15 protein-coding genes and 1 pseudogene are annotated in these 18842 nt (G+C 63.7%); 13 read left to right on the forward strand and 3 right to left on the reverse strand.

Translation table 11 applies throughout. The annotated features are described in order from the left end of the window. The first annotated feature begins 37 nt into the window (after positions 1–37). From X735_RS157445 to X735_RS157390, 13 genes and pseudogenes are all read left to right on the forward strand, one after another. On the forward strand, positions 38–1096 hold the full coding sequence (locus X735_RS157445) for a LacI family DNA-binding transcriptional regulator (protein ID WP_023810081.1): 1059 nt from the start codon (positions 38–40) through the stop codon (positions 1094–1096). Beyond that, on the forward strand, positions 1093–2694 hold the full coding sequence (locus X735_RS157440; RefSeq protein WP_023810082.1) for an acyl CoA:acetate/3-ketoacid CoA transferase: 1602 nt from the start codon (positions 1093–1095) through the stop codon (positions 2692–2694). Before X735_RS157445 ends, X735_RS157440 begins: the two co-directional genes overlap by 4 nt. Further along, positions 2687–3539 (forward strand): annotated as a pseudogene (locus X735_RS01000000165685) (enoyl-CoA hydratase/isomerase family protein). The gene X735_RS157440 and the pseudogene X735_RS01000000165685 overlap by 8 nt, the downstream one beginning before the upstream one ends. Positions 3540–3549: 10 nt before the next feature. Next, positions 3550–5061, forward strand: a complete 1512-nt coding sequence (locus X735_RS157435) for an aldehyde dehydrogenase family protein (RefSeq protein ID WP_023810085.1) — start codon at positions 3550–3552, stop codon at positions 5059–5061. A gap of 57 nt (positions 5062–5118) precedes the next feature. After that, entirely contained in the window at positions 5119–6372 is a 1254-nt protein-coding gene (locus X735_RS157430; protein ID WP_032900903.1) for an ABC transporter substrate-binding protein, read from the forward strand. A gap of 90 nt (positions 6373–6462) precedes the next feature. Next, on the forward strand, positions 6463–7419 hold the full coding sequence (locus tag X735_RS157425) for a sugar ABC transporter permease (protein WP_023810087.1): 957 nt from the start codon (positions 6463–6465) through the stop codon (positions 7417–7419). After that, positions 7416–8360, forward strand: a complete 945-nt coding sequence (locus tag X735_RS157420; RefSeq protein ID WP_023810088.1) for a carbohydrate ABC transporter permease — start codon at positions 7416–7418, stop codon at positions 8358–8360. The genes X735_RS157425 and X735_RS157420 overlap by 4 nt, the downstream gene beginning before the upstream one ends. 4 nt (positions 8361–8364) lie before the next feature. Next, positions 8365–9480 carry an ABC transporter ATP-binding protein gene (locus tag X735_RS157415; RefSeq protein ID WP_023810089.1) on the forward strand — a complete coding sequence of 372 codons (1116 nt, stop codon included), beginning with the start codon at positions 8365–8367 and terminating at the stop codon, positions 9478–9480. 88 nt (positions 9481–9568) lie between these two features. Continuing rightward, complete coding sequence (locus X735_RS157410) at positions 9569–11071, forward strand: GMC family oxidoreductase (RefSeq protein ID WP_023810090.1); 1503 nt, start codon at positions 9569–9571, stop codon at positions 11069–11071. Continuing rightward, the gene (locus X735_RS157405; RefSeq protein ID WP_023810091.1) at positions 11068–11826 is read left to right on the forward strand and encodes a 3-ketoacyl-ACP reductase; all 759 of its coding nucleotides are present in this window, start codon (positions 11068–11070) and stop codon (positions 11824–11826) included. Before X735_RS157410 ends, X735_RS157405 begins: the two co-directional genes overlap by 4 nt. A gap of 12 nt (positions 11827–11838) precedes the next feature. Then, positions 11839–13467 carry a choline dehydrogenase gene (locus tag X735_RS157400; RefSeq protein WP_023810092.1) on the forward strand — a complete coding sequence of 543 codons (1629 nt, stop codon included), beginning with the start codon at positions 11839–11841 and terminating at the stop codon, positions 13465–13467. 17 nt (positions 13468–13484) lie between these two features. After that, entirely contained in the window at positions 13485–13793 is a 309-nt protein-coding gene (locus X735_RS157395; protein WP_023810093.1) for a Dabb family protein, read from the forward strand. A 170-nt stretch (positions 13794–13963) separates the two neighbouring features. Continuing rightward, positions 13964–15181 carry an MFS transporter gene (locus X735_RS157390; RefSeq protein ID WP_023810094.1) on the forward strand — a complete coding sequence of 406 codons (1218 nt, stop codon included), beginning with the start codon at positions 13964–13966 and terminating at the stop codon, positions 15179–15181. A 7-nt stretch (positions 15182–15188) separates the two neighbouring features. On the opposite strand, the gene X735_RS157385 is transcribed toward X735_RS157390, so the two are convergent. From X735_RS157385 to X735_RS157375, 3 genes are all read right to left on the reverse strand, one after another. Then, entirely contained in the window at positions 15189–16034 is an 846-nt protein-coding gene (locus tag X735_RS157385; RefSeq protein WP_013529691.1) for an EamA family transporter, read from the reverse strand. Then, positions 16031–16933: an endonuclease/exonuclease/phosphatase family protein gene (locus X735_RS157380; RefSeq protein WP_023810095.1), complete on the reverse strand. Its 903-nt coding sequence runs from the start codon at positions 16931–16933 to the stop codon at positions 16031–16033. The genes X735_RS157385 and X735_RS157380 overlap by 4 nt, the downstream gene beginning before the upstream one ends. 164 nt (positions 16934–17097) lie before the next feature. Then, the gene (locus X735_RS157375) at positions 17098–18648 is read right to left on the reverse strand and encodes a sodium:proton antiporter (RefSeq protein WP_023810096.1); all 1551 of its coding nucleotides are present in this window, start codon (positions 18646–18648) and stop codon (positions 17098–17100) included. Positions 18649–18842: the final 194 nt, after the last annotated feature.

Here is an 18842-nt window from a genome sequence, read left to right on the forward strand (position 1 = left end):
AATAGTTTGGGCCTGCAATCGAGGAGGATGCATCTGGATGGCCAACCGGGCCAAGGCGACGATATTCGACATCGCCCGCGAAGCAGGCGTGTCCAAATCGACGGTATCGCTCGTGCTCCAGGGCAGCGGACTGATCCGGCCCGAAACAGCGAGCAAGGTGCGCAAGGCGATCGAGGATGTCGGTTACGTCTACAACCGCGGCGCCGCCAATCTGCGCAAGGCGCACTCCAACGTCATCGGCATGGTCATCAACGATCTGACCAATCCTTTCTTCGCCGAACTGGCGGTCGGCATGGAACGCGTCTTTCAGTCGGCCGGCATCGTGCCGTTCATCGCCAACACGGCGGAAAATCCGGTGCGCCAGGAAGAAGTGCTGAAGTCGCTGATGGAGCAAGGCGTCGCCGGTCTCATCGTCTCGCCGGCTCGCGGCACGACGCCGGGCGCCTTCAGGCGGATCGAGACGGCGGGTCTGCCGGTTGTCTTCGCCATGCGCCGGCTTCCCGAGAGCCGCATCCCGGTGATCGCGCCCGACAATCATCGCGGCGCCTATCTCGCCACCGCGCATCTGATCGGCAAGGGACATCGCCGGCTGGTCTTCTTCGGCGGCTCGTCCGACCTGGTGGTCTATCACGAGCGGCTTGGCGGATTTCGCGAAGCCTGCGAGACGCAGGGCATCGCCGCCCGCGACGCACTTGTCGTCGAGGGCGAGACCAGCCGCAGAGGTGGTATAGCGTGCCTGGAAACCGCTCTCGCTATGGCTGAGCCGCCGACCGCGGCGCTCTGCTTCAACGACGCTGTCGCCTTTGGCGCCATGCTGGCGCTGCGCAAGCGTAGGCTTGAGCCGGGAACTGATTTCGCCATCGTCGGTTTCGACGACGTGGCCGAGGCCGAGCATTACATGCCGGCGCTGACCAGCGTCGCGGTGGACTCGGCCGGCCTCGGCGAACGCGCCGCCCATGTCATGCTGAAAATGATCCAGTCGCGCACCACACGCGCCGAGGACCATATCGGCGCGGTCAATCTGGTCGTCAGGGAAAGCTGTGGCCCGGATCGCCGCACCCGAAACAGGACGGCCGGTTCGGGGAGCATGAATTGAGCAAGGTCGTTTCGGCAGCGCAGGCGGCGGGCCTGATCAAGGACGGCATGGTCGTATCCGTGTCGTCGTCGAGCGGTCTCGGCTGTCCGGACGCGGTGCTTGCCGCGATCGGCGAACGCTTCGATGGGGAAGGCCACCCAAAAAATATCACCACACTTCACCCGATCGCCGCCGGCGACATGTACGGCATCAAAGGCATCGACCATCTGGCCAAGCCCGGCCTGCTGAAGCGTACTTTGTGCGGCTCCTACCCGTCCGGCCCCTCCTCTTCCGAACCGCCGCAGATCTGGAAGATGATCGGCGACAATTCGGTCGCCGCCTACAACGTGCCGTCCGGCATCCTGTTCGACATGCACCGCGAAGCGGCCGCCAAGCGGCCGGGCGTGCTGACCAAGGTCGGTCTCGACACCTTCGCCGACCCGCGCCACCAGGGCTGCGCCATGAACGCCGCCGCCAGCGAGCCGATCGTTTCGGTGCAGCAGTTCGACGGCGAGGAATGGCTCTATTTCCGCTCCATCGTGCCGCAGGTCTCGATCATCCGCGCCACGTCAGCCGACGAGCGCGGCAACCTCACCTACGAGCATGAGGGCGCCTATCTCGGCGGCCTCGAACAGGCGCTCGCCGCTCGCAACAATGGCGGCATCGTCATCGCGCAGGTCAAGCGTGTCGTTGAAAACGGTACGCTGAAACCGCATGACGTGCGCGTGCCGGGCGTCCTGGTCGACCATATCGTCGTCGCGCCCGACCAGTTGCAGACGACGCTGACACCCTATGACCCGGCCATCTCCGGAGAAATCTTCCGGCCGCTGTCGAGCTTCCGCACGCCGGAGATGAACGTCCAGAAAGTGATCGCGCGCCGCGTCGCCATGGAGTTGCGCGACGGCATGGCCGTCAACATCGGCTTCGGCATTTCCGCCAATGTCCCTCGCATCCTTCTCGAGGAAGGACAGCACGGCAAGATTACCTGGGTGATCGAACAGGGCGCGGTCGGCGGCGTGCCGCTGCTCGACTTCAAATTCGGCTGTTCGTCGAACGCCGACGCCTTCATGCCCTCGCCGCACCAGTTCGTCTATTTCCAGGCCGGCGGCTTCGACGCTTCGCTGCTGTCCTTCCTGCAGATCGATCGCCATGGCTCGGTCAATGTCTCGAAGCTTTCGGCGCGCCCGCATGTCACCGCCGGCGCCGGCGGCTTTGTCGACATCACCGCACGGGCGAGGAAGATCGTCTTCTCCGGCTTCTTCAACGCCGGCGCCAAGCTGTCTCTGGCCGATGGCGGTATCCGCATCGAGCAGGAGGGCAAGGTCAAGAAGGTGGTCAACGAGGTCGAGCACATCTCGTTTTCGGGGAAGCGCGCGGTCGCGCAGGGGCAGGACATCACCTATGTCACCGAGCGCTGCGTGATGAGGCTCACGCCGGAGGGCCTGGTCGTCACAGAACTCGCACCCGGCATCGATCTACAGCGCGATGTGCTGGCGCAGTCGGAAATGCCGTTGGGCGTTGCCAAGGACCTCAAGACGACACCGGCAGCCCTCTATCAGGAGCAACCGATAGGCCTGTCACTGAATGGCGGCGCCTCGCTCGGAGGCGCGCATGGCTGAGCCTCTCGTCACCTTCAAACAGGATGGCGCCCTCGGCATCGTCACGCTGCGCCGGCCGGAGAAATTCAACGCACTGGATATCCCCATGCTTCGCGCGCTCGAAACAGCGCTCGACGAAGCGGAAGCGGCCGACGGCGTGCGCGTCGTGCTCATCCGTGGCGAAGGCAAGGGCTTCTGCGCCGGCGGCGATGTCGAGGCGTGGGCGCGGATGAGTGCCGCCGATTTCCAGGTGCAATGGGTGCGCTATGGCCACCGCGTCTTCGACCGCTTGGCGCGGCTGCGGCAGCCGACCATCGCCGTCCTGTCCGGCCATGCGCTGGGCGGCGGCCTGGAGTTGGCTGTGGCTTGCGACTTCCGCGTGGCGGAAACACAAGTGAAACTGGGCTTCCCTGAAACTTCGATCGGTGTCGTGCCCGGCTGGTCAGGCACGCAGCGCGCCGTGCGCCGCTTCGGCGCGCAGACGGTGCGCCGCATGGCGCTCGGCGGCGAGATCTTTCTCGCCCCCGAGGCACTCGCTCTGGGCATCGTCGACCGGGTGGTCGCGACTGGCAAGGCATACGNGCGAGATCTTTCTCGCCCCCGAGGCACTCGCTCTGGGCATCGTCGACCGGGTGGTCGCGACTGGCAAGGCATACGACGAAGCAAGGGCGTGGGCGGAAAAGATCGCCGAGCGCGGCCCGCTGGCGACCGAAGCCGCCAAGCTGATGATCGCGGTCGCCGAAGGCGAGGAAAGTGCCGCCGCCACCGAAGCGCTGGCCAGCGGCTTCATCGCCCTGACCGGAGATCTCAAGGCCGGCGTCGATGCCTTCAAGGCCAAGCAGAAGCCAGCCTTTTCGAGATCCTAGAGGAAAACAGATGAACGCCCCCCTCAAGATCGCCATGCCGGCCGAGGCGGCTGCGGCACCGAAAGCGTACAGACTGCTGATCGGCGGCAAGCATGTCGATGCCCGCGACGGCCGCACGATTGCTCGAAATAGCCCCGGCCACGGCTTCACCGTCTCGCACTACGCGCAGGCCGGCGAGGCCGAAGTGGAAGCCGCTGTGCAGGCCGCCCACAAGGCGTTCGAGACCGGTCCATGGCCGCGCATGAAGGCAGCTGAGCGTGCCGCGATCCTACTCAAGGCGGCTGACCTGATCGAGGGCCGGCTGGAAGAGATCGCCCGGCTCGATGCACTGGAATCCGGCAAGCCGATCGCCCAGGCGCGCGGTGAGATTGGCGGCGCCGTCGATATCTGGCGCTACGCCGCCTCGCTCGCCCGCACGCTGCACGGTGAATCCTATGCCAATCTCGGCGATGCCATGCTGGGCGTCGTGCTGCGCGAGCCGATCGGCGTCGTCTCGATCATCACGCCGTGGAATTTCCCGTTCCTGATCGTCAGCCAGAAACTGCCCTTCGCGCTCGCCGCCGGTTGCACGGCGGTGGTCAAGCCGAGCGAAATGACCTCGGCCTCGACCTTTGTGCTCGGCGATATCCTGCTGCAGGCCGGCCTGCCCCCCGGCGTCGTCAACATCCTGGCCGGGCTTGGCGCCGACGTCGGCGCGCCGATGGTCAGCCATCCCCTGGTCGAGATGGTCTCGTTCACCGGCTCGACCCGCGTCGGCAAGATGACCATGGCGTCCGCCGCGCTATCGCTGAAGAAAGTTTCGATGGAGCTCGGCGGCAAGAACGGCCAGATCGTCTTCCCGGACGCCGACCTCGAGGCGGCCGCCGATGCGGCGGTGTTCGGCGGCTTCTTCAATGCCGGCGAGTGCTGCAATGCCGGCAGCCGGCTGATCGTGCACGAGGCGATCGCCGACGATTTTCTCAGCGCCGTCAAGGCGCTTACCGCCAGGGTTACGGTCGGCGATCCGCTCGATGACCAAACCAAGGTGGGCGCGATGATCTCGTCCGACCATCTGAAGAAGGTGGCCGGCTATGTTTCCGCCGCTGAAGGCGACGGCAGCCAGGTTTACAGCGGAGGCAAGCAATTGGCCTCCAATGTCGGCCAATATCTCGATCCCACCATCATCCGCGGCGTTACCGAGGAGATGGCCATTGCGCGCGAAGAAGTGTTCGGTCCGGTGCTCTCGGTTCTGACTTTTGAATCGATTGAAAAGGCGTTGCACATCGCCAACAACACGCCCTATGGTTTGTCGGCGGGCGTGTGGAGCGCCAGTATCGACAATTGCATGTCGATTGCGCGTGGGGTGCGTTCGGGAACCGTCTGGGTGAACACATTCATGGAAGGCTATCCCGAGCTGCCGTTCGGAGGCTACAAGCAGTCCGGTCTCGGACGCGAACTCGGCAAACGCGCCGTCGAGGATTATACCGAGGAAAAGACAATCCAGTTTCATCGCGGCCAGCGCACCGGGTGGTGGGTCGGCTGAGTTGAGAAGAACCCGGTGGGCTTCACCGGTCGTGTAATGCAACAAGGGAGGTAGTACATGTTGCGCAAACTGCTTATCGGAACCGCTCTCGCATCCGGCCTGGCTTTCGCGGCCCACGCCGAGGACGTCAAGGAAGTGCAGATGCTGCATTGGTGGACGTCGGGTGGCGAAGCGGCTGCTCTCAACGTCCTTAAGGGAGATCTGGCCAAGGAAGGCTACGCCTGGAAGGACGTGCCGGTGGCCGGCGGTGGCGGCGACGCCGCCATGACTGCGCTGAAGGCGATGGTCGCGGCCGGCAATTATCCGACCGCCTCGCAGATGCTCGGCTACACCGTGCTCGACTACGCCGCTGCCGGCGTCATGGGCGACCTGACCGAAACGGCGAAGAAGGAAGGCTGGGACAAGTCCGTTCCGGCAGCCCTGCAGAAGTTTTCGGTCTATGACGGCAAGTGGGTCGCGGCGCCGGTCAACGTTCACTCGGTCAACTGGCTGTGGATCAACAAGGCCGTCCTGGACAAGATCGGCGGCACCGAGCCGAAGACCTTCGACGACTTCGTTGCCCTGCTCGACAAGGCCAAGGCGGCAGGGGTGATCCCGCTCGCTCTCGGCGGCCAGAACTGGCAGGAAGCCACCATGTTCGACTCGGTCGTGCTGTCGACCGGCGGACCCGAGTTCTACAAGAAGGCCTTCAACGACCTCGATGACGCATCCCTGAAGTCCGACACGATGAAGAAGTCGTTCGACAATCTGGCCAAGCTCGTCACCTATGTCGACCCCAACTTCTCCGGCCGCGACTGGAACCTTGCCACCGCCATGGTCATCAAGGGCGATGCCCTGGTGCAGGTCATGGGCGATTGGGCCAAGGGCGAGTTCAACGCCGCCAAGAAAACGCCGGGCACCGACTTCCTGTGCTATCGCTTCCCGGGCACCGACGGCTCGGTGATCTACAACTCCGACATGTTCGGCATGTTCAATGTTCCCGACGACCGCAAGGCCGCCCAGGTCGCACTGGCTACCGCCACCCTGTCGAAGAGCTTCCAGTCGGCCTTCAACGTCGTCAAGGGTTCGGTTCCGGCCCGTACCGACGTTCCGGACACCGACTTCGACGCGTGCGGCAAGAAGGGCATCGCCGACCTGAAGGCAGCTAACGAAGGCGGCACGCTGTTCGGCTCGCTCGCCCAGGGCTATGGCGCGCCCCCGGCGGTCGCCAATGCCTACAAGGACGTCGTCTCCAAATTCGTCCATGGGCAGATCAAGACCTCGGACGAGGCCGTGACCGAGCTGGTCAAGGCGATCGACGACGCCAAGTAAGCGCCACGCGCCAAAAACGCCTTCCCCGCTCCGGCGGGGAAGGCCCAGATCCGCGAAGCTGGTTGGCCGCGAGTCGACGGGAGGAGCCCCATGAGCACGGTAGCGACAAGCCAGATCAAGCTGACGCCGGAGCATGCGCGGCCACGCGCCTCGGTGCGCTCACGCCTGCAGGACGCATTGCCGAAGATCGTGCTGGCGCCCAGCTTTGCCATCACCATCGTCTTCGTCTACGGCTTCATCCTGTGGACGATCTATTTGTCCTTCACCAATTCCAAGACCTTCCCATCCTATGTCCTAACCGGCTCGCGCGCCTATCAGCGACTGTGGGGCTGGACCTTCGACACCGACCCGCCCTCGAGCTGGTACACGTCGATCACCAATATGGGTATCTTCGGCTTTCTCTACATCTTCATCTGCCTGGCGCTCGGCCTGTTCCTGGCCATCCTGCTCGACCAGAAGATCCGCGGCGAAGGCGTGTTGAGGCCGATCTATCTCTACCCGATGGCGCTGTCCTTCATCGTCACCGGCGTCGCCTGGAAATGGTTCCTCGATCCCGGCCTCGGCCTCGAGCAGACCTTGCATCAATGGGGCTGGACGAGCTTCCATTTCGACTGGATCAAGAACAAGGATTTCGTCATCTACACCGTGGTCATTGCCGGCGTCTGGCAGGCCTCCGGCTTCATCATGGCGATGTTCCTGGCCGGCCTGCGCGGCATCGACGGCGAGATCATGAAGGCGGCGCAGATCGACGGCGCCACCACCTTCCAGCTCTACCGCCGCATCGTCATCCCGCTGCTGCGGCCGATCTTCCTGTCGGCCTTCATCGTGCTCGCGCACCTCGCCATCAAGTCCTACGATCTGGTCGTGGCGCTGACCAGCGGCGGCCCCGGCGGCTCGGCCTGGCTGCCATCCAACTTCATGTATGAGTACACGTTCAAGCGCAACGAAATGGCCGTCGGCTCGGCCAGCGCCGTGATCATGCTGATGACCATCGTCGCCATCATCGTGCCCTATCTCTATTCGGAACTGCGGGAGAAGCCGCGATGAGCGCCGTCACCACTCCCGCCCGCCAAGCCTCCGGCGGCGTCAACGTCAAGGTTATCAACCGCATCGTCATCTACGGGCTGCTGGCGCTGTTTGCGCTATTTTATCTGATGCCGCTGTTCGTCATGCTGGTGACCTCGTTCAAGACCATGGACGAGATCCAGAACGGCAACATGCTGGCGCTGCCCAGGGCGCCGACCTTCGATCCGTGGCTGAAGGCTTGGGGCGAGACCTGCGTCGGCCTCACCTGCGCCGGCATCAAGGGCTATTTCTGGAACTCTATCAAGATGGTGGTCCCGGCCGTCCTGATCTCGACGATGCTCGGCGCGCTCAACGGCTACGTGCTGACCAAGTGGCGTTTTCGCGGGGCAACGCTGGTGTTCGGGCTGATGCTGTTCGCCTGCTTCATCCCGTTCCAGTCGGTGCTGCTGCCGATGGCGACCATCCTCGGCAGTCTCGGCCGCTTCGGCGTCACGCTGCAGAATGCAACGGGAACCAGCTTTGGCCTCGGCAACCCGACGGTCAACCTCGTCTTCGTCCACGTCGTCTACGGCATCGGCTTCACCACGCTGTTCTTCCGCAACTACTATGAGGCGTTCCCGACCGAACTGGTCAAGGCGGCACAGGTCGACGGCGCCTCCTTCTTCCAGATCTTCCGGCGCATCATGCTGCCGAATTCAATGCCGATCTTCGTCGTCACGGTGATCTACCAGTTCACCAACATCTGGAACGACTTCCTGTTCGCCTCGGCTTACGCCGGCACCGGCGACGCGATGCCGATGACGGTGGCGCTCAACAACGTCGTCAACACCTCGACCGGCGTCGTCGAATACAACGTCAACATGGCCGCCGCGATGATCGCGGCACTGCCCACCCTTCTCGTCTATGTGCTCGCCGGCCGCTACTTCGTGCGTGGTCTCATGGCTGGCGCCGTCAAAGGATGATCTGATGGCTTTTCTGGAAATTGATGGTCTGAGAAAGCGCTTCGGCCAGGTCGAGATCCTCAAAGGGATCGATGTCGAACTCGAGAAAGGCGGCTTCCTGGTGCTGGTCGGCCCTTCCGGCTGCGGCAAGTCGACCTTGCTCAACACCATCGCCGGCCTGGAGACGATCACGTCTGGCGAAATCCGTGTCGACGGCCGCACCATCAACGATCTGCACCCCTCCAAGCGCGACATCGCCATGGTGTTCCAGAGCTATGCGCTCTACCCGAACATGACGGTGGCCGGAAACATCTCCTTCGGCATGGAGATGCGCGGCGTGCCGGCGGCGGAGCGCCAGAAGGCCATCGACAAGGTGGCGAAGGTGCTGCAGATCGGTCATCTGCTGCAGCGCAAGCCGAGCCAGCTTTCGGGCGGTCAGCGCCAGCGCGTCGCCATGGGCCGGGCGCTGGTGCGCGACCCAAAACTGTTCCTGTTCGACGAGCCGCTGTCCAACCTCGACGCCAAGCTGCGCGTCGACATGCGCATCGAGATCAAGCGTCTGCACGCCACCACCGGCACCACCATCGTCTACGTCACACACGACCAGATCGAGGCGATGACGCTGGCCACCAAGATCGCGGTCATGCGGGATGGCGAGGTGCAGCAGTTCGGTACGCCGGCCGAAATTTACAACAATCCGAGCAATCTCTTCGTCGCCGATTTCATGGGCTCGCCGGCGATGAACCTGATCCCGGCGACCATCGGCACGTCAGGCAATGCGCTGTCCGTCGTGCTGCAGCGCGAAGCACGAGAGCCGATCTCGCTGCCGATGGCCAATGCACCGGCCGGCCTGTCGGCATTCCAGGGCAAGCCGATCATCTTCGGTGTCCGCCCCGAAGCCCTGACCGATCCGGAAGGTGCCGAGCGCAACGCCTCGCACATCGCAACCGCAGACTGTCACATCGAGGTCGTCGAACCGGCCGGCTCGGATACCTTCGCCGTCACCAATCTCGGCGGCAAGGGCGTGGTGGCGCGGCTGCGCGCCGACGCCAACATCCAGCCGGGCACCAACACGCCGCTCGCCTTCAACCTGACCAAGGCGGTGTTCTTCGATCCGGCGACCGAGACCCGTATTCGCTAATGTATGTCGCCCAAAAGTGGATCCGGTTTTGGGGCAACGACATGCATCAAAACAAGAAACTAAAACGCGTCGGGACGCGATTTAGGCCATGACAAATCCGGACATCGTCATCATCGGCTCCGGCATTGGCGGCGCCACGATCGCCTCCGGCCTTGCCGGCAGCGGCGCCTCCATCCTGATGCTGGAACGCGGCGAGCCGTTGCCGGCGACACCGCACGCGCGCGACACACGCTCGATCTTTGTCGACGGCCATTACAGGCCGAAGGAGATGTGGCGTGAGGCCGGTGGTGCCGCCTTCAACCCCGGCAATTACTACTATGTCGGCGGCAATTCGAAGTTCTATGGCGCGGTGCTGATCCGCTACCGCAAGGAAGATTTCGCCGCCATGGAGCACTTTGGCGGCGTCTCGCCGGCATGGCCGTTTTCCTATGAGGAATTCGAGCCCTGGTATTCGAAAGCCGAACAGCTGTTTCGCGTGCGCGGTGCACTGGGCGAGGATCCGACCGAGCCGTTCCATTCGGTCCCCTACACCTACAAGCCGGTGCCCGACGAGGCACCGATCGCCCGCGCCCGCGCCGAGCTGAAAAACCTTGGCCTGCATCCGGCCTCGCTGCCGCTCGGTGTCGACATCGAAACCTGGCTGAACGAGGGCAAGACCGGCTGGGACGCGTTTCCCAACACCGGCCAGGGCAAGGTCGACGCGCAGACCGGTCCGCTGACGGCGGCGCTGACCGACCAGAACATTCGGCTCGAGACTGGCGCTTGCGTCGAATATCTCGAAGCCTCGGCGGACGGCACGACGATATCAGCCATTCACTACCGCCAGAATGGCGAGTTGAAGAAAGTATCACCGAAGCTGGTCATCCTCTCAGCCGGCGCGGTCAATTCCGCAGTCATCCTGCTGCGCTCGCCCTCTCCTGATGGCAAAGGCCTGGCCAACCGGTCCGACCAGGTCGGCCGCAATTTCATGAACCACAATTCGAGCGCCATGCTGGCGATCGACCCGCGCCGCCGCAACGATGCCGTGTACCAGAAGACGCTGATGCTGAACGACTATTACCTGTCCGGCGGCAAGGGCGGCAAGCCGCTCGGCAACGTCCAGCTGCTCGGCAAGATCGACGGCAACATGCTGCAGGCCAATGTCAGGTACACGCCAAAATTCGCGCTTGATTTCATGGCCGGCCACGCCGTCGACTGGTACCTGATGTGCGAGGACCTGCCGGATCCCGAAAGCCGCATCATGGTTGATGGCAAGGACATCGTCATGCAATGGCGGCGCTCCAACATGCAATCGCTCGACGGGCTGACCAAGGTGATGCGCGAAAACTTCCGCGCCTGCGGTTATCCCATCGTTCTCTCGCGCCCCTTCGACAAGCGCACGCCGTCGCACCAATGCGGCACGATAAAGATGGGCGACGATCCGGCGACGGCGGCGCTCGATCCGTTCTGCCGCTCATTCGATCACCGGAACCTGTTTGTCGTTGACGCCGGCTTCCTGCCGAACTCGGCGGCGGTCAATCCGGCATTGTCGATCGCCGCGCAGGCGCTGCGTGTCGCCGATCACATCCATAAGACGGACCTCGCCGCATGACCCGCCCCTCCGCCATCGTCACCGGCGGCGCGCGCGGCATTGGGCTTGCCTGCGCCCAGGCACTGGCGGATGCCGGCTTCGATATTCTGGTCGTCGACCTTGCCGAAACGGCCGCTGACGGACTTGCCACCGACATCACCAAGCGTGGCGCGAAGTTCGCCTACGTCCAGTCCGACATCGCCGATCTCGCAAGCCACACCGTACTTGTCGATACCGCGATGCGCGCCTTCGGCCGCATCGACTGCCTGGTCAACAATGCCGGCATCGGCGCCGTGGTGCGCGGTGACCTCCTGGACCTCAAACCGGAGAACTTCGACCGCACAATGGGCATCAACCTGCGCGGTACCGTCTTCCTCAGCCAGGCTGTCGCCAAGGCGATGCTGGCCACTTCGGGCGATCAGAGATCGATCATCACCATCACCTCGGTCAGCGCCGAAATGGCGTCGCCGGAGCGGCCGGATTACTGCATCTCGAAAGCCGGGCTTTCGATGTGGGTGAAGAACCTGGCGCTGCGGTTGGCGCCCGAAAACATCGGCGTGTTCGAGGTGCGGCCCGGCATCATCCGCACCGACATGACTTCAGGCGTGACCGCCAAATACGATGCCCTCATCGACAGTGGACTGGTGCCGGCCAAACGCTGGGGCGAAGCATCGGACATCGGTGCGGTGGTGGCGACGCTCGCCGGCGGCAGGCTCGGCTTTTCGACCGGCTCGATCATCAATGTCGATGGCGCCCTCTCCGTGCCGCGACTATAAGTGGACAGTGTCATGACCGACTACATCATCGTGGGCGCCGGTCCGGCCGGCTGCGTTCTGGCCAACCGATTGAGCGAGGATCCGGCAAATTCGGTCCTGCTGCTGGAAGCCGGCGGCAAGGACTGGCATCCCTATATCCACATGCCTGCCGGCTTTGCCAAGATGACCAAGGGTATTGCTTCCTGGGGCTGGTCGACCGTGCCGCAGAGTCATATGAAGGACCGCGTCTTCTGGTACACGCAGGCTAAGGTGGTCGGCGGCGGCTCGTCCATCAATGCCCAGATCTACACGCGCGGCAACGCCCGCGACTACGACGACTGGGAGAAGGAAGAAGGCCTCGCCGGCTGGGGCTATCGCGATGTATTGCCCTATTTCAAGCGCGCTGAGAACAACCAGCGCTACGCCAACGATTTTCACGGTGACCAGGGCCCGCTCGGCGTCTCGAACCCGATTGCGCCGCTGCCGATCTGCGAGGCCTATTTCCGTGCCGGGCAGCAGATGGGCATCCCCTTCAACCCGGACTTCAACGGCGCTGCCCAAGAAGGCGTCGGCTATTACCAGCTGACCCAGAAGGATGCCCGGCGCTCGTCCGCTTCAGTCGCCTATTTGAGGCCGATCCGCGCCCGCAAGAACCTGACCGTCCGAACCGATGTGCTGGTGACGCGCATCGTCGTCCAGAAGGGCCGCGCCATCGGCGTCGAAATTGTCGACAGACCGGGCGGCGAGAAGAAAATCCTGCGCGCCGAGCGCGAGGTGATCGTCTCGTCCGGCGCCATCGGCTCGCCGAAACTCTTGATGCAGTCGGGCATCGGCCCCGCCGACCATCTGAAGTCGGTCGGCGTCACGCCGGTGCACGACCTGCCCGGCGTCGGCTCCAACATGCAGGACCATCTTGATCTGTTCGTCATCGCCGAATGTACGGGCGATCACACCTATGACAACTACGCCAAGCTGCACCGCACGGCCTGGGCCGGCCTGCAGTATCTGCTGCTGAAGAAAGGGCCGGTGGCCTCCAGCCTGTTCGAGACCGGCGGCTTCTGGTACGCCGACCCGACCGCCGCCTCGCCCGACATCCAGTTTCATCTCGGCTTGGGTTCCGGCATCGAAGCCGGCGTCGAGAAGCTGAAAAACCCTGGCGTCACCCTGAACTCGGCTTTCCTGCGTCCGCGTTCGCGCGGCACGGTCCGGCTGAAGAGTGCCGACCCGGCCGACCACCCGCTGATCGATCCGAACTATTGGTCCGATCCCTATGACCGCGCCATGTCGATCAAGGGGCTGCGGCTGGCCCGCGAGATCATGCGGCAGAAGGCGCTTGCCCCTTACGTGCTGCGCGAGGTGCTGCCCGGCCCGTCACTCGCCAGCGACGACGAGCTGTTCGACTATGCCTGCCGCAGTTCCAAGACCGACCACCATCCGGTCGGCACCTGCCGCATGGGCCATGATGATATGGCTGTCGTGACGCCGGATCTGCGGCTGCGCGGCATCGAGGGCCTGCGCGTCTGCGACGCCTCGGTGATGCCGCGCGTGCCTTCATCCAACACCAATGCGCCGACCATCATGGTCGGTGAAAAGGGCGCCGACCTGGTCCTTGGCCGCGAGCCGCTGCCGCCGGCGGTGTTTTCCGGAAACCGGGCTGCTTAGCCACTGAGGAGTAAGACATGATCAGGCACTGTGTTTTCGTCAAGCTGCGCAACGATGTCGACGCCACCGAGCGCACGGCGATCCATGCCGATCTCGAGGCGCTGCGACAGGTGATCGACGGCATGGACGCAGTAAAATTCAGCGCCAATGTCAGCCCGGAGCCGTTCGCACGCGGCTTCACCCACGGCTTCACCATCGATTTCCGCGATGCTGCCGCGCGCGATGCCTATCTTGTGCATGAAGCGCACCAGCGCGCCGGCGCGCGCCTGGTCGCTGCCCTGGAAGGCGGCACGGACGGACTGCTGGTGTTTGATCTCGAAATCTAAACCTACCCTCAAGCCACGATCGAGTTCATCGACAGATGGCACCGGTCGGTCTCATCGCACCTTCCGCCATTCCTGCGGGCGTTCGATCAAATGAGCCACGCGAAAACGTGACCACCGGTCTTCCCTGAACTGGCCGATAATTCCCCCCATCGATGATGATGGAGGAAGATTTGCCCCTTAATTCGCAGCAGAAGAAGACCGTCCTTGCCTCATTCCTGGGCTGGACGCTCGATGCTTTCGATTTCTTCCTTCTGACATTCCTGCTCACCGATATCGCGACCGAATTCCACGCCGACGTGCCCGCGGTCTCCAAGGCGCTGTTCCTGACCTTGGCGACACGCTTCATCGGCGCGTTCTTCTTCGGCATGCTTGCCGACAAATACGGGCGCAAGCCGATCCTCATGCTCAACATCGTCAGCTATTCGGTGATTGGCGCGCTGGCCGCCTTCTCGCCCAATCTCGGCATATTCCTCGCCCTGCGTGCTTTGTTCGGCATCGCCATGGGCGGCGAATGGGGGCTTGGCAGTTCGCTGGCCATGGAGTCCATTCCGCCGAGCGCACGCGGCATGGTCTCCGGCATCCTGCAATGCGGCTATCCGGCCGGCTATCTGCTGGCGGCGGTGGTCTATGGTCTGCTCTATCAGCAGACGATCGGCGGCTACACGATCGGCTGGCGTGCCATGTTCCTGCTCAGCTTCGTGCCGGCGCTGATCGTGCTCTTCATCCGCTCGCATGTGCCGGAATCGCCGGCCTTCGTCGAAGCGCAGAAGACCGCGAGACCGGGCATGTGGGAAACCCTGCAGAAGCACTGGGGCGTCGCGCTCTATGCCGTCGTGCTGATGATGTTCTTCAATTTCTTCAGCCATGGCACGCAGGATCTTTATCCGACCTTCCTGAAGAAGCAGCATGGCTTTGATCCGCACACAGTGAGCTGGATCACCATCGTTGCCAATATCGGCGCCATCGTCGGTGGCCTGGCATTCGGCGCGCTGTCGGAGAAGATCGGCCGCGTCAACGCCATCACGCTGGCATGCCTGATCGCCTTGCCGTCCATCCCGCTATGGGCCTACTCGACCACGCCGTTCATGCTCGCCATCGGCGCCTTCGTCATGCAGGTCGCGGTCCAGGGTGCCTGGGGCGTCATCCCCGTGCACCTCAACGAGCTTTCGCCCGGCGCGGTGCGGGCGACCTTGCCCGGCTTTATCTATCAGGCGGGCAATCTCGCCGCGTCCTATGGCGGCCCCTATCAAGCAGGAATCGCTGAAAGCGCCGGAGGCAGCTATGGCTATGCCCTGGCGCTGTTCGCAGGCGTGGTCGCCGTCTGCATCATCATCGTCATCCGCTTCAGCCCGGAACGACGTGGCCAGGTGATGACGGTCCTGACCTGAGCGGCGCCTAACCAAGCCTCAGCGCGACGACGCCGGCCACGATGCTGAGCGCGGCAGCACCGCGCCAGCCGGTCATTTTTTCGCCGAGAGCGAAGACCGAGATCATCATGGCAAACAGGATCGAGGTTTCACGCAGCGATGCCACCGAAGCGATCGGCGCCTTGGTCATCGCCCACATGACGATCCAGTAGGCGGCACCGCTGAGCACGCCGGTGAACAGCCCTGCCTTCCAGTCGCGCGCCAGCACCGGCAGCGCCTTCGGCCCGCGGAAGATGAGGCACAGCACCAAGGCGCCAAAAGCATCGCAGATAAACAGCCAGGCTGCATAGCTCTGCGCGGTTGCCGCCAGCCGCGCGCCGCTACCGTCGGACAGCGTGTAGCTGGCGATGAAGATAGAGGTGCCCAGCGCGAAGCCGACCGCGCGCAGATTGAGCTTCTCCAGATGCGCGCCGCCGCGAAACGACATCACCAGCGTGCCGGCCGACAACAGGAAGATGCCGAGCATGGCGAACGGGCCGGGGATTTCGGCAACGACGAACATGCCTCCAAAGGCCGAGAGCAGAGGTGCTGTGCCCCGCGCCAGCGGATAGGTCTGTGCGAAATCGCCGGCCTTGTAGGCGCCGATCAGGAACGTCCGGTAGCCCATGTGGAAAATGACCGAGGCGATGATGTAGGGCCACACTTCCGCCTTCGGCACTTCGACGAAAGGCAGCACCACGAGGGCCGCAGCGCCCATGCCGAGCGTCATCAGCGTGATCGACAGGAAGCGGTCGAGATGGACCTTGACCAGCGCGTTCCAGATCGCGTGCATGGCGGCGGCGGCAAGCACTGCGAAGAAGACGAAAAGCGTCATGTGGCAATTCCGGGCGTTTCCAGGTCGATGTCGACCCGTAGCGGAAAATGATCCGACGCAACCTCGCCGATGTCGGCACTGATCGAACGCACCCGCCCGGCGAACACGCCGCCGACGAAACAATGGTCGAGCCGGCGCTTTGCCAGCTTGCCGTCGATGGTCTTCACATGGGTGTGGAAGTCCGGAACCGGCTCCCCGGCAACGGCGGCGGCATCGACGAAACCATCAAGATAGGCGGCACCCCGATGGTAGGGCGTGCTGCCGACGATGCGGCGATATTCGGCGCTGCCCGGCTCCATGTTGAAATCACCCATCCAGATCGCCGCCAGCGGGTTTTCCGGTTCCGCTTCGCCGCTGGTCCAGTTGCGCGTGGGCTCGTCGTCGACGCCGCTCCACGGCCCGCCATCGGACGGTGCCCGGCGATGCTCGGCCAAGAGATAGTCGATCTGCTCCAGCCGCTCCTCGGCCGCGATGTGGGCGAGATGCAGCGACAACACCCGCACCGGCCCTGCCGGCGTGCGGATCATGCATTCAAGCGCGGCGTTGCGGGTGTTGAGCGGCCGCTGCGTGCGGCGCATCGGCAGCGCATGCAGCCGCGACCAGACGATCGGCAGTTTCGACAGCACCATGGTGCCGAACTGGCGGCGCCGATTGACCAGACGGCCGTCGCGCCTTTCGCTGGCATCCATGTCGAAGGCCGGGCCGTAAACCCAGTGATGTTCGGGCAGCAGACGGGAAAGCAGCTCCGGCTGATCATCGAAATTGCTGCGCTGCCAATTCCGCTCCACCTCTTGAAGCGCAATGATGTCGGCGCCGGCAACGATGCGCGCGGCGCGCGAAAGATCGTAGCGGCCGTCGCCGCCGAACCCGTACTGGATGTTGTAGCTGACCAGCTTCATTGCTTATCCGGCTCAATTTCGTGTTGGCAGTAGCGGTTCGATGCCACGGTTGCAATGTGCAGGAGAATGGACGTGGCTTGGACCAGCCTTGCTTCACCGGGATCATGCACCGATCCCGAAGCACTTCGGTATCTTCCGTGCGCCGGAAAACGGCGTGCGATGCCTTATGTATTCAGCGGCTGGAACCGGCCGGGTGGCGACGCCGCCAGTTCGGTCCAGTCGATCTCTTCCTCAAGGCGATGATAGGCTTCGTCGCCAATCGTCCCGTTGCGGCGCAATTCCTCCAGCGCGTCGCGCTGGCTCTTGATCGCATAAAGACGCAAGCGGTCATATTCGGTCGCTGCCTGGGCATCGTCGGGATTTTTGGCGATCTTGCGTTGAGCGGCATATTGCTCGCGCACCGCGGCCGCCGCGTCCGATGTCTTGCCGCCCAATATGTCGAGCGCGGCCTGCATGACCACGACGCGTGCCTGCGCAACCTCGCGGTCGACCGTTTCGTCAGGGTCGAGATTTAGCAGGCGCAGCAGCGGCTTCAGGCTCATGCCTTGCAGCACCAGCGTGCCGAGCACGACCGTGAAGGCAGCGAGCACGATCGGGTCGCGGGCCGGGAATTCAGCCGGCAGGGCGAATGCCGCCGCAAGCGTCACCAAACCGCGCATCCCGCACCAGCCGATCAGCACGCCGCCCCGAAACGACGGAGCGTCACGCTGACGATCAGCTCCGCCGGAACGGTCAAACCACCTGATGATCGCGCCGCACCCCAGCACCCAGATGAGGCGTGAGACGATGACGATGGCAAGCACTGTCCCGGCCAGGACGAACGCATCGGTCTGCCCCTGCCCGGCAAGCCGGCCGACGATCGTACGTGCCTGCAGGCCCATCAGCACGAAAGCCAGGACATTGAGCACGAACACCGCCGTTTCCCAGACCGAATAAGAGCTGATGCGGTTTCTGGCCGGCATGCGGCGCGGCGCGGTGCGGGCGATCGTCATGGCATAGACGACTATGGTGATGATGGCCGACAGTCCGATCCTGTCGGCCAGGATCCAGACCCCGAATGTGCCGGCAAATTGCACCACGGTGCCGCTCGCCGGGTCCTCGATCCGGCCCAGCGTTATCAGAGACACCCGGCCAAGCAGGTAGCCGGCCGCAAGACTGCCGAGCGTGGACAGCAGGATCATCGGAACGGCGCTGCTCAGCAGAATGGAACCTGCTGCCGCCGAAATCGCCATCCGGTAAATCAGCAACGCGGTGGCGTCGTTGAGCAGGCTCTCGCCCTGCAGAATGGCAGTGATGCGGTGCGGCACCTTGAACTGGCCAAGCACGGCCGATGCCGCAACCGCATCGGGCGGCGCCACGATGGCGCCAAGCGCTATGGCTGCGGCGATCGGCAGGCCTGCCATCGCCCAGCCGGCCAGCGCAACCGTCGCTGTCGTGAAAAGGACGGCGCCAAGCGCCAGCAGCACAAGCGGCACCCTGTAGCGGTTGAGATCGCGCAGCGAGGTATCATAGGCGGCATCGAGCAGCACCGGCGCGATGAACAGGGCTAGCGCCAGTTCCGGATCGATTTCTATGGTCGGCACGCCAGGCACGAAGGCGATGGCCACCCCTGCCAGCGCCAGCAAAGAGGGATAGGGAACCTGCACGCGCCGCGACAGCGCCGTCAGCGCAACAGCGATCAACAGCAGAACGAGTGTCAGTTCGAAAAGCGCCATGGCCTGTTATAGCCGGGAAGCCGAGACGCTGGCAGTGGCAAAGCGGCTGGAAACTGTTGATTGGCCAGCAAGCTTGAGCCGAGGGGAATATGCCTCGCCTTCCGCCGATGCCCTGCCAATTCGACAAATGCGCCGACCGCACCGACATCGAAATCACCGATAGAGGGCTCGCTTAAACCCTGCATTGCAGCCCA

The organism is Mesorhizobium sp. L2C084A000 (assembly GCF_000502875.1).
In the GTDB taxonomy this organism is placed as follows: domain Bacteria; phylum Pseudomonadota; class Alphaproteobacteria; order Rhizobiales; family Rhizobiaceae; genus Mesorhizobium.

Coding starts and splice junctions, on each gene's coding strand:
- X735_RS157445 (WP_023810081.1), top strand. CDS start 38: ATGGCCAACCGGGCCAAGGCGACGATATTCGACATCGCCCGCGAAGCA.
- X735_RS157435 (WP_023810085.1), top strand. CDS start 3,550: ATGAACGCCCCCCTCAAGATCGCCATGCCGGCCGAGGCGGCTGCGGCA.
- X735_RS157430 (WP_032900903.1), top strand. CDS start 5,119: ATGTTGCGCAAACTGCTTATCGGAACCGCTCTCGCATCCGGCCTGGCT.
- X735_RS157425 (WP_023810087.1), top strand. CDS start 6,463: ATGAGCACGGTAGCGACAAGCCAGATCAAGCTGACGCCGGAGCATGCG.
- X735_RS157420 (WP_023810088.1), top strand. CDS start 7,416: ATGAGCGCCGTCACCACTCCCGCCCGCCAAGCCTCCGGCGGCGTCAAC.
- X735_RS157415 (WP_023810089.1), top strand. CDS start 8,365: ATGGCTTTTCTGGAAATTGATGGTCTGAGAAAGCGCTTCGGCCAGGTC.
- X735_RS157410 (WP_023810090.1), top strand. CDS start 9,569: ATGACAAATCCGGACATCGTCATCATCGGCTCCGGCATTGGCGGCGCC.
- X735_RS157405 (WP_023810091.1), top strand. CDS start 11,068: ATGACCCGCCCCTCCGCCATCGTCACCGGCGGCGCGCGCGGCATTGGG.
- X735_RS157400 (WP_023810092.1), top strand. CDS start 11,839: ATGACCGACTACATCATCGTGGGCGCCGGTCCGGCCGGCTGCGTTCTG.
- X735_RS157395 (WP_023810093.1), top strand. CDS start 13,485: ATGATCAGGCACTGTGTTTTCGTCAAGCTGCGCAACGATGTCGACGCC.
- X735_RS157385 (WP_013529691.1), bottom strand. CDS start 16,034: ATGACGCTTTTCGTCTTCTTCGCAGTGCTTGCCGCCGCCGCCATGCAC.
- X735_RS157380 (WP_023810095.1), bottom strand. CDS start 16,933: ATGAAGCTGGTCAGCTACAACATCCAGTACGGGTTCGGCGGCGACGGC.
- X735_RS157375 (WP_023810096.1), bottom strand. CDS start 18,648: ATGGCGCTTTTCGAACTGACACTCGTTCTGCTGTTGATCGCTGTTGCG.